Raw genomic sequence first — 10,750 nt, 5'->3', positions numbered from 1 at the left:
GTTTGTTCCGTTATCGAGTTTATCGTTTCTACTATACTTTGTACGTTCTTGGCGTTGCTTGCGAGTGTTTCTACTTCTTTTTGACTTTCTTTTGTCCTTTCTACCGCTTCTTTCACCGCTTGACTTATACTTTCTATCGTTTTGCTTCCTTCTTCTGCAGCTTTACTTGTTTCATCTGCTTCTTCACTTAGTCTTTGTGCGTCTTGGGATACACCTTGTGCTGCCCTTGCTACTTCGTCTACACCTGAGGTCACTTCTTCTACGTTTCCTGCCGTTTCTTCCGTACTTGTTTGTATCTTGTCCATCTGGTTTTTGAGTTCTTCTGAGTTCTTCCTGCTTTCTTGTGATGATCGTGTTAGACTTTCTGATGCGTTTTCTACTTTGTCCGATGCCTGTTTTATTGACCCCATGGATCTTCTTAATTCTTTACTCATTTCTGATAGGGCGTTTGCCATCTGACCTATCTCGTCTTTGCTTTTACTTTCAAAGTTTACCGTTAGGTCTCCTTCTTTGAATTGGTTTATCTTGTTTTTGAAGTCTAACAGTGGTTTCGTTATACTCCTTATTAGATAGATGATCATGATTATCGATACTATGAAGGCTACTACGGTTAGGATGGCTGTCAAGGTTATTGCTTGATTGTTTTCTTCTATGAGTGATGGACCTAACGTGTCTTGCTGAACCTTTAATTTATTTCTTTGTTCTTCTAATAGGTTAAGTATCTCTACCCTTGCTTGTTCCATCTGCCCGATTATGGGTTGTTGGGATTCTATCGCTGTGACTATTTGATCAAAGGTGCTTTTGAATGAAGCAACTATATCGGTCAGTTTTGAAAAAGCATCATTTAATTCCTGATTAATTATGCTATATCCTAAAGTAGAAAGTTGCAAGTCTAAATTTTCGAACTCTTTAATTACGTTGTTCTTATCTCCATCCGATAAACTTGAGAAATATTGTGTAGACAAATCAATAATTGTGTTTTTGTACTGCAAAATTCTTTGTGAATATATAGGCAAAGAGGAAGAACCACCAACTTTTTGTGATAATTCTATAAAACCATTCATATTATTCTCTAATTCAGATCCCAGATTTAAAAATTCATCTATAAGGGCATCTTTTTCTTGGTTTAAAGTAACTAATTTATTGAAAAGGGATTCGTAATTAGTCAAATTTGATTGTAATTCTTCTAAGTTATAAGTTGAAAGATTAGATAAATCGTCTTTGACACTATCTATATAGCTAAAAAAATCACTGGCTTTTTGTTCTTCAAAACTATCGGTGTAATCTTTTAAGCTAATTGTAGCTTGAAAAAAGTTGAATTCAGCTTGAGAGAAAGAATTAACGTGATCGGCCATAAGTTTATATTCTTCTAAAGCGTTGTTTGAATTGATTAAAGAATATATATTGTATGAAATAGATAAACTAAACAAAAGAAAAGTAGTTATTATGATCAACGTTATTTTGCTTCCAATACTTTTAAAAGACATCTCAATCTCCTTCTTAAACTAATATTCTTGAGTATTTACACCCCAAGATAAGATTTTTGAATGTGTGGACTGTTAGCAAGATTCTGGACAACATCTTCCATAACAATCTTCCCATTTTCTAGCACGTAACCTCTATCAATAACTTTTAGCCCTTGTTTTACGTTCTGTTCTGCCAACATTATCGATACCCCAGATTTCTTAATCTCTACTAATTTTTGAAACAATTCTATTACAAGTGAAGGTTGTAATCCCAACGAAGGCTCATCAAGTATTAGCAATTTTGGATTTGCCATTAATGCTCTTCCGATAGCCAACATTCTTTGTTGACCGCCACTCATAGTCCCAGCTAATTGATGAATCCTTTCTTTTAATATTGGAAAAATTTCAAAAACAAAATCCAAATTTTCACTTATTCTATTCCTCGCATTTGGCACATAGGCTGCTCCCAATTTTAAATTTTCTTCAACGGTCATAAAAGGGAATAATTCTCTTTCCTGGGGAACCAAAGAAATCCCTTTTCTTATTATTTCATGAGTTTTAAATCCAATTAATGAATTCCCCTCAAAAATGAGTTCTCCTGTTTCTGGTTTTATTAAACCAACGATCGAACTGATTAAGGTAGTTTTACCAGCTCCATTGGGTCCAAATATGCCTACAGCTTCATTGTTATAAATTGACATCGTTAAGTCCCAGATTACTTGTATTCTTCCATATTTTAAATTCAAATTTTTGATTTCAAGCATCAGTCTTCCTCCCCTAAGTAGGCAGATATAACTTTAGGATCTTTTGAAACTTCCTGATAAACCCCTTGTGCTATAATTTTCCCAGATTCCAAAACTATTACTCTATCTGTTAACTCTTTTATTACACCCATTACATGTTCTATTATGGCTATCGTTATTCCATTTTCTCTAAGCTTTTTTACCAAGTCTATCATTTGCCATGTTTCATCGGAGTTTAACCCAGCCATTACTTCATCCAAAAATAAAACTTTTGGTTTGGAGGCTAAAGCCCGTCCTATTTCCACTTTTTTTAAGTCAAGAACAGTTAATTTATCTATAGGTTGGTTCCTATTTTCCAATTCCAAAAGATCGCATATTTCATTTGCCGTTTTCCTCGCTTGTATTAAATTCTCTCCAGCTCCAAACAAGGCACCAACCATAATATTTTCTAAGCCAGTAAACCCTTGCAATGGCCTTACAACTTGAAAGGTTCGAGAGAGTCCTATTCTGTTTCGAATATGTGGTGGATATTTTTCAATGTTCTGATTATCAAATATTATTTCACCTTCAGTGGGATAATGCATGCCAGCTATTAAATTAACAAAAGTGGTTTTCCCAGCACCATTCGGTCCAATAATACCTAAAATTTCTTTTTCTTCTATGCTCATTGTGACATCATTTACAGCTACTAATCCTCCAAATTTTTTTACTAAATTTCTTGTCGATACTATTTGCATAAAGTTCCCCTCCGTAGTATATATTCAAAATTAACTACTTACCAGATTGTATTTTGTTTTTTAAAGATCCAAATATTCCTTTTGGCAAGAACAGTATTATGAGAATTATGATTATTCCATAAATTATGAGATGACCATAGGGCATAATTAATTTTAAATATTCAGACGCAAATCCTAAAACAATTGCTCCAATAATTGGACCCCAGGTAGAATATATTCCTCCTACAAGCGCCATGGCCATAGGTAGTAAGAGAAAATCTAAAGAAAAGGTTGTTTCAGGAGAGACGAAACCGTATTGTTGAGAGTACACAGCCCCAGTTATCCCTTGAATAGCTGCTGTTATAATAAAGATAATTATCAGATATTTAAAAATATTGATACCAGTAGATTTAGCCACAACTTCATCTGTCCTTATTGAGTTGATAGCAAAATGAACCCTCGTTCGACTGAATATTTCAGAAACTAAAATTGTCGATAGAGCTAAAGTCAATATTAACCAATATATTTTTGATGAATCTCCTTGAAATATTATATTAGGTATAACCTTCCCACTTGCTCCACCGGTTAAACGTGGAGTATTCCTGATAATAACCGAAAAAACCGTTGTCAAGGCTAAGGTGGTGATTGCAAAATAAATTCCTCTCAATTTAAGAACCACAAATCCTAATGCCAAAGCTATCAGCGCCATAAAACCCCCGGCAAGAAATATGCTAAGTAAAGGGTTAATTCCAAAATTTGCAAAGGAAACTATCGATATATAAGCACCTACCCCGAAAAAACCTGCTACTCCAAAGGATAATTGACCCGTTCTCAACATCATATCCCAGCTCAAAGATAACGTCATATAAATTAAAATAGTCATAACGACATGAAGAAAATACGCTCCCGTATAAAAAGGCAAAAATATTAATAATCCTATTGCTATAACCAATATTAAAGGAGTTAAGATTTTTTTCATGACTCTGACCCCCTGTATGCTCTAATTAATATTACTATAATTAACACTCCAAAAAAAACTAAATCAGACCAACCACTGTATCCAGGAATTGATTGAACAACTGCTTCAACTACTCCTAAAGTGATTCCACCAATTAAAATACCGTTTAAATTGCCCAATCCTGCCATAGCTGCTAAAGCAAAGGACTTTAAAGTATATGCATTTCCTGACAAGGGGAATATGGATGTCCTTGGCAACATTATACCCGCAGCAATACCTATAATTCCAAAAGCAATAGCAAAAACGATAAGATATACTTTGTTGGTATCTATACCTACAATTTCAGCTCCTTTTGGGTTTTGCCCAACTGCTCTTGTTGCTTGCCCTAAAAGTGTCTTTTTCAAAAAAAGTTGAAGAAAGATTAATACTCCAATTGCCACTATTGGGTATAGAAATTCATAAATACCAATAGAGAAATTTGATATTGTTATGGATGAAGAAGCATAAGGAGTATAAATATTTCTGGGACGGGTAGTCCAAATTATTTTTATAAGCTCTATAACTACCATAGAAATCCCAAACGTTAACAACAGTTGGTTCAGTTCCCCTGCTTTTAACACGTATCTTATTGAAATCTGATAAATCCCTATTGCTAATAAAAACATTAAAATAAATAATGGAAACACTGAAATAAGTGGGTCTAACCCTAATTGAGTGAAAAAAATATACCCTATGTATAAACCTAAAGTCAAAAAATCCCCATGAGCTAAGTTTAATATTCCAACGATTCCTAATATCAAAGCCAAAGGTAAACCAATTAAAGAATATAAACCACCGCGTTGAAGACCATAGATCAAAGGTATGGGTTTCCAAATAGCAATAATTACAAGGAAAACAAGAAACATTAAAAATGTTTTATTAAGTCGAAAATGCAGAGAATTCAACATAATCACCACCGTTTTTTTAATGAAAGGGGGAGGAATATCTTCCAACCCCCATATTTCAAAAATTTACTTTTACTATTTACCAAATGTGAAAGGATAAGCCATCGTTGCCGTTGCAAGATCTATAGGCCAAATAACTTCTTGTCTACCATTTTGCCATTGTAAAATTTTTTGATACTTGAATCCTTGATTTGGTATTATTCTGCTTGGTTCAATTTTCAACACTTCACCCAACGGCGATTCATATTCAATAGTTCTCAATGCAGAAATTATAGCTTCTTTATCCATGGTTCCTGCTTTTTTTATACCTTCAACCAAAAAATAAATATTAGTATATCCAAGGGGAGCAAAGTATGTTACCGGTTCTTCATCCCACATTTCAACGTAAGCATCATAAAAATGTTTAGCTACTGGACTTACATCATTTAAAGTTGGAGCCCACATCCCATAAAGAATAACATTCTCTGCTAAAGGATTTTTCCCAAAGTCCGCTGGCCAACCTGGAGGAGCTCCTACTAACAAGTCAGGTGTGAAATCCACTTCTTTTGCCTGGGCTACAATTGGTATAGCATCAGCGTCGTATCCCGCCCAAACAAAAAGGTCCGGATCAAAAGCCTTTGCTTGATTTAACATAGCTCTATAATCTCCCCCTCCTAGGGCGGCACTCTTGAATGAAGCTCCAGCAAATTCTTCCATTATTCCTTGCCATGGACCTTCTCCTTTTTTTGCTAACTCATAAAGATCTAAATAAGCTGTATATGAGTCCGTGCCGAAGGCTCCTTCTTCATACGCCAAAAAGATTTTTTTAATATCAACATTTGGATATGCCTGAACTATTTCTCTCCAACCTATCCCATAACCTTCGCCTTGTTGATAATCCCATGGGTGAAGATGGAAGTACCAGTCTGCATCTGGACCCATCGCTATTTCAATTTGATGGGAAGCTCCACCTGCCCAAACAGTTATTTTTTGGTATTTTTTAAGAATAGGCACTTGTGCTAAATGTACACCACTAGACATTCCACCAACAAAAAAATCTACTTTTTCAACGGTTGCTAATCTCTCGATCGCTGCAGCCCCTTTTGCTGGATTCATTTCATCATCTATAACTATAAGTTCCAGCGGTCTTCCCAAAACCCCACCGGCGTCGTTAATCTCTTTAACTGCTAACCTCATCGCCTTTGTACTTTGGTTGCCAGTTATATCTCCTAAAGGATTTACAGCGCCGATTTTAATAGGATCTACTGCCATCGCCAAAGAAAACATGACAACCAAAAAAAGAACCAATCCTATGTTTCTTTTCACCTTTCTCACCTCCATATATTTTTTACCACTAAAGCCGTCCCCATTCCTCCACCAATGCAAAGTGATGCCAGACCAAATTCGCTATTTCTCTTTTTCATCTCGTAAAGAAGCGTAACAACTATCCTATTTCCCGATGCTCCAATAGGATGTCCTAAAGCAATTGCACCACCATTCACATTGGTTCTTTCAAGAAACCAGTTTTTAGATTTCCCATAAATATCTCCTAATTCTGTTATCACCCCCAAAGACTGGGCAGCAAAAGCTTCGTTTAGTTCAATTAATTCCATATCTGTTATATCCATTTTGATCTTTTCTAAAAGGCCCTTTACAGCTGGAACTGGACCTAAACCCATGTATGCTGGGTCTACAGCGGCCTGATTGTAACCAACTAATTCTGCTATTGGTTTTAATCCGTATTTTTCAACAGCCCTTTCTGAGGCTAATAAGACAGCACTGGCACCGTCGTTTATTCCCGAAGCGTTTCCAGCTGTTACGGTTCCCTCTTTTACAAATGCAGGTTTAAGACTGGCTAACTTTTCTTTCGTTGTATCAAATCTTGTATGTTCGTCTTGGTCAAAAAGAACTGTTTCTTTTTTTCTTTTTACTTCGATTGGTATTATTTCATCTTTAAATTTCCCTGATTCTATGGCTCCTTTAGCTCTCATTTGACTCGTATATGCAAAATCGTCTTGCTCTTCACGAGAAATATTGTGTTTTTTTGCGATGTTTTCTGCAGTTACCCCCATATGATAGTTATTAAAAACATCGGTGAGCCCGTCTAGTATCATATGATCTTGAACTTCAAATGATCCAAATTTGTTTCCAAATCTACTTGTGGATGGCAAAAGATAAGGAGCTGTTGACATACTCTCCATTCCTGCCGCCACAACTAGGTCGGCGTCACCTGTTTTAATATCCGTGGCACCAATCATTATACTTTTCATGCCGCTTCCACATAACATATTAACAGCGTAGCCAGGCTTGTCTTCTGGAATCCCTGCATATATGGAGACTTGTCTTCCTGGGCCCATGCCTTGGCCTGCCATCAAAACATTTCCAACAATGACTTCATCAACATTTTCAGAATTTACTTGAGCTTCTTGTAGCACTTTTTTCACAACTTCAGCTCCCAATTTGGTTGCAGGTATATCTTTTAGGGTTCCACCAAAAGTACCGATGGCCGTCCTTTTTGCGGATATTATATAAACTTTACTCATTGTTTCTACCTCCCATATAGTCTTATCACTGTTTAGGTCCAACACCTTGCAGCAGCCTGTTTAGATTAAATGTGGTCCACAAGTCAAAGCTCTATATTAACCCCATCTTTATAGCTTCTTGTTCTAATTCTTTTCTAAAGTCTGGATGAGATATCGAAATCAATTTCTTAGCCCTTTCACCTGCGCTTCTACCTCTTAAGTGAGCTACTCCCCATTCTGTTACGACATAATCCAAATCCTGCCTTGGAACAGTAATTGGAGCTCCTTGTGGAAGTAGGGGGACTATCGTTGAAATGGTGCCTTTTTTTGCTGTGGATCGTAGGGCTATTATACCTTTCCCATTTTTACTTTTTATAGCCCCTCGATGTGTGTCCAATTGGCCCCCTGTTCCAGAAAACTGTTTGGTCCCTATTGCTTCTGAAACAACCTGACCGGTCAAATCTACTGAAATTGCTGTGTTTAAACTTACCATATTGTCATTTTGACAGACTACGTAAGGATCATTGACAAATCTCCCTCTAAGCTCAAGAATACCAGGATTATCGTCTATAAATTCATACATTCTCTTTGTCCCTAAGGCAAAAGCTATTACAAATTTCCCCTTCCAAAGGGTCTTCTTCATATTTGTTATTACACCTTTTTCAAAAAGATCTATCATTGATTCTGTAAGCATTTCAGTGTGAATTCCTAAATCTTTTTTTGTCTCAAGCAATTTTGCTACCGCGTTAGGTATTCCACCGATACCTATCTGCAAGGTTGAGCCGTCTTTTATGATATCTGCTATGTACTGAGCAATCTTTTTTTCTTCTTCTTTAGGTTCTGAAATAGGTATTTCAGGGATCTCCCAATTAGACTCAACAACAACATTTACATTGTTTATATGCCATTCAGTGTCCCCGTGCACATATGGCATTTTTTCATTGACCTCCATTACAACTATATCAGCATTTTCTGCTAAATCTTTTTCATACACATTAGAGATACCTAAATTAAAGTATCCAGTTTTTTCTCTCATAGGAGTGGAAGTTCCCCAAAACACCAAGGTATTTCCTTCTTCTTTTTCAGCCATAACCTTGTCTAAACCAGCCATATGAAGATTATTTGGTATATAATCCAATATTTTTAATTTATCTTCATGCTTAGATTTTCTCGTTGGTTCGGAATAAAACCATGTGTGTAATTCGAACGTATCTTCATATTCTTTGTTCAAAAAGAACTCATAATATCCCATATCTAAACAAGTTATTACTTTTATTTTTTCAAAATGATCTTTAAATTTATGAACATTTTTCAAAAAGCCTTGGGCTTCAGCTGCTGCCATGCTCACAACCACCGAAACTCTTTTCGGTAGGCTTAATATAGCATCATCAATTGACATTAATTTTTGCTTATATTTTTCTTTCCACATTTTGAAAGTACCTCCTAAATCAAAAATTCAAACTACATTCAGAAATTCTAAAACTTGCTTCAACGCTTCTTGGCCCATTAAATGACTCAACAGGATAGGGAAGAGCTCCATTCTATAACCCTTTTAAAAACCATTTTATTTCTAAAGTATCTATAACATTCAAAAAATGGTTATAGATTAGTTCCCCCGTTTACATCCAAAATGTGACCAGTCACATAAGAAGCTTCATCAGAAGCTAAAAATAATACCGCATTCGCCACTTCTTCAGGTTCTCCCATTCTTCCTAAAGTTATCTTTGATTTTATGCTTTCTAATACTTTTTCAGGAATTTTTTCTGTCATTGGGGTCTTAATGAACCCAGGAGCGACAGCGTTAACCCTAATATTAGCACCTTTTCTTGCAAATTCCTTAGCCCAAGTATATGTCATAGATATAACTCCACCTTTTGAAGCTGCATAGTTGGTTTGCCCAACATTCCCTCTTTCACCCACGATTGAAGATATATTTACGATACTTCCTTTTCCATTTTCTAACATAAGGTTTGAGACAAACTGTGTCATATTGAAGACGCCTTTCAAATTTACTTCGATGACCTTATCCCAATCTTCTTCTTGCATCCTACCTATTAAAGCGTCCTTGGTTATACCTGCATTGTTCACTAATACATCGATTCTTCCAAACTCTTCTTTTACTTTTTCAACGAATTCTTCTATAGCAGGCCTATCGGTTACATCCAACAGATAACCTCTCACATTTTCTCCTAATTGATTCTGTAACTGAGAAAGAATTTCTTGATTCATGTCTAAAGCAAAAACAATCTTTGCTCCTTCTTCGGCAAACTTCTTAACGATACTTTCCCCTATGCCTCTGCCTCCACCTGTAACTACACAAACTTTGTCTTTCATTCTATCCATTAATACTACACCTCACTTAAGTGATATTTTCTATTTAACCCCACTTTACGGTGGTTGCAGCCCAAACAAAACCTATACCTGCTCCCACCATAACAACGACGTCTCCAGGGTTGAGTTTTCCTTCCTTTAGAGCCAACTTCATAGAAAGCACCTGATCGTTTTGTCCAAGATGACCGTAATTTTCCAGATAAGTTGTTTGTTCTTCCTTCAAGCCTAATTCTTCCAAAACAGCCTTATGAGCAGATCTCTTAAAGTGAAGAATGGCTAAGTATCCGATATCTTTTTCACTATAACCGGATTTTTTTAAAGAATCTCTGATTACTCCATAAAAGTTAGGCATGGTTTTTTCACTCAAATTTGCTTTAAATTTTTCGAACTCTCTTACAGTAAAGTAAAACTTATTTGCGTCTTCTGGCTTCATGGGCCATTTTTTGGTTCCTCCTACTTCTATTACACATTGCTCTGAAAAAGAGCCATCTCCCCTAAAAGCGGATGATAAAATCAAATTCTTATTTAAATTTTTCCTTAATATCAAAGCTGCCCCTCCAGCCCCAATATCGAACATAAAAGAGGTTTCTGGAACTTCATAATTGATGAGATCACCATTTCTGTAACCACTTACAAGTAATACCGTGTTCAAATTATCATTATTCATCATAAGGGATTTTGCTGTCTCCATTCCTACCATCATCGATCCACACATTGCCTCCATATCAAAACCCCATGCACGAGTGGCTCCAATCTCATGAGCAACTTTTAAGCTGGCAAGCCAGCATGGATAATCTTTGTGTTGGCCACCATTCCATATGACTAAATCTATATCTTTTGGATCTATACCTGCGTCTTTGATAGCTTCCTTAGCCGCTTGAATACCCATATAACTCGTTGTATCCTCAGGACCAGGGATGGGCTTTTTTAAAATACCAAATTTTTCTTCTATCACCCATTGCGGAATATTCGTTTTCTTGGCTATCTCTTCAGCATAAATGTAATTATCAGGTATGTAAACCCCTAACCCCATTATTCCTACATTCATTCCATTTCCTCCTTTAAAATCTAACATTCAGTACCTTTAGAAA

At 36.1% G+C, this 10,750-nt stretch carries 10 protein-coding genes; all 10 read right to left on the bottom strand.

Annotated elements, in window-relative coordinates; translation table 11 throughout:
- On the bottom strand, positions 1–1,487 hold a 1,487-nt coding region (locus tag BZ25_RS09655), incomplete at its 3' end, for a methyl-accepting chemotaxis protein (RefSeq protein WP_147429945.1).
- 35 nt (positions 1,488–1,522) lie between these two features.
- A complete protein-coding gene (locus BZ25_RS09650) occupies positions 1,523–2,230 on the bottom strand; it encodes an ABC transporter ATP-binding protein (RefSeq protein WP_012208348.1) in 708 nt (235 codons plus the stop codon).
- Positions 2,230–2,946 carry an ABC transporter ATP-binding protein gene (locus BZ25_RS09645; protein ID WP_012208349.1) on the bottom strand — a complete coding sequence of 239 codons (717 nt, stop codon included), beginning with the start codon at positions 2,944–2,946 and terminating at the stop codon, positions 2,230–2,232. Before BZ25_RS09645 ends, BZ25_RS09650 begins: the two co-directional genes overlap by 1 nt.
- A 34-nt stretch (positions 2,947–2,980) precedes the next feature.
- Positions 2,981–3,904 carry a branched-chain amino acid ABC transporter permease gene (locus BZ25_RS09640; RefSeq protein WP_121514634.1) on the bottom strand — a complete coding sequence of 308 codons (924 nt, stop codon included), beginning with the start codon at positions 3,902–3,904 and terminating at the stop codon, positions 2,981–2,983.
- Positions 3,901–4,830 carry a branched-chain amino acid ABC transporter permease gene (locus BZ25_RS09635; protein WP_012208351.1) on the bottom strand — a complete coding sequence of 310 codons (930 nt, stop codon included), beginning with the start codon at positions 4,828–4,830 and terminating at the stop codon, positions 3,901–3,903. The genes BZ25_RS09640 and BZ25_RS09635 overlap by 4 nt, the downstream gene beginning before the upstream one ends.
- A 72-nt stretch (positions 4,831–4,902) precedes the next feature.
- The gene (locus tag BZ25_RS09630) at positions 4,903–6,132 is read right to left on the bottom strand and encodes an ABC transporter substrate-binding protein (protein ID WP_012208352.1); all 1,230 of its coding nucleotides are present in this window, start codon (positions 6,130–6,132) and stop codon (positions 4,903–4,905) included.
- Between the two features lie 5 nt (positions 6,133–6,137).
- Entirely contained in the window at positions 6,138–7,349 is a 1,212-nt protein-coding gene (locus BZ25_RS09625; RefSeq protein ID WP_012208353.1) for an acetyl-CoA C-acetyltransferase, read from the bottom strand.
- Between the two features lie 91 nt (positions 7,350–7,440).
- On the bottom strand, positions 7,441–8,757 hold the full coding sequence (locus tag BZ25_RS09620; RefSeq protein ID WP_121514635.1) for an acetyl-CoA hydrolase/transferase family protein: 1,317 nt from the start codon (positions 8,755–8,757) through the stop codon (positions 7,441–7,443).
- A gap of 170 nt (positions 8,758–8,927) precedes the next feature.
- Positions 8,928–9,671 carry a 3-oxoacyl-[acyl-carrier-protein] reductase gene (gene fabG, locus BZ25_RS09615; protein WP_121514636.1) on the bottom strand — a complete coding sequence of 248 codons (744 nt, stop codon included), beginning with the start codon at positions 9,669–9,671 and terminating at the stop codon, positions 8,928–8,930.
- Between the two features lie 34 nt (positions 9,672–9,705).
- Positions 9,706–10,707, bottom strand: a complete 1,002-nt coding sequence (locus BZ25_RS09610) for a 3-oxoacyl-ACP synthase (RefSeq protein WP_233546313.1) — start codon at positions 10,705–10,707, stop codon at positions 9,706–9,708.
- Positions 10,708–10,750: the final 43 nt, after the last annotated feature.

The sequence above is a fragment of the Petrotoga sp. Shatin.DS.tank11.9.2.9.3 genome (assembly GCF_003665005.1).
GTDB lineage: Bacteria > Thermotogota > Thermotogae > Petrotogales > Petrotogaceae > Petrotoga > Petrotoga mobilis.
This window is presented reverse-complemented; position numbering and strand designations above follow the sequence as displayed.

What these genes read in the sequence shown, in the direction of transcription:
- BZ25_RS09610 (WP_233546313.1), bottom strand. Translation starts at nt 10,707, where the DNA reads ATGAATGTAGGAATAATGGGGTTAGGGGTTTACATACCTGATAATTAC.
- BZ25_RS09620 (WP_121514635.1), bottom strand. Translation starts at nt 8,757, where the DNA reads ATGTGGAAAGAAAAATATAAGCAAAAATTAATGTCAATTGATGATGCT.
- BZ25_RS09635 (WP_012208351.1), bottom strand. Translation starts at nt 4,830, where the DNA reads ATGTTGAATTCTCTGCATTTTCGACTTAATAAAACATTTTTAATGTTT.
- fabG (WP_121514636.1), bottom strand. Translation starts at nt 9,671, where the DNA reads ATGGATAGAATGAAAGACAAAGTTTGTGTAGTTACAGGTGGAGGCAGA.
- BZ25_RS09625 (WP_012208353.1), bottom strand. Translation starts at nt 7,349, where the DNA reads ATGAGTAAAGTTTATATAATATCCGCAAAAAGGACGGCCATCGGTACT.
- BZ25_RS09640 (WP_121514634.1), bottom strand. Translation starts at nt 3,904, where the DNA reads ATGAAAAAAATCTTAACTCCTTTAATATTGGTTATAGCAATAGGATTA.
- BZ25_RS09650 (WP_012208348.1), bottom strand. Translation starts at nt 2,230, where the DNA reads ATGCTTGAAATCAAAAATTTGAATTTAAAATATGGAAGAATACAAGTA.
- BZ25_RS09645 (WP_012208349.1), bottom strand. Translation starts at nt 2,946, where the DNA reads ATGCAAATAGTATCGACAAGAAATTTAGTAAAAAAATTTGGAGGATTA.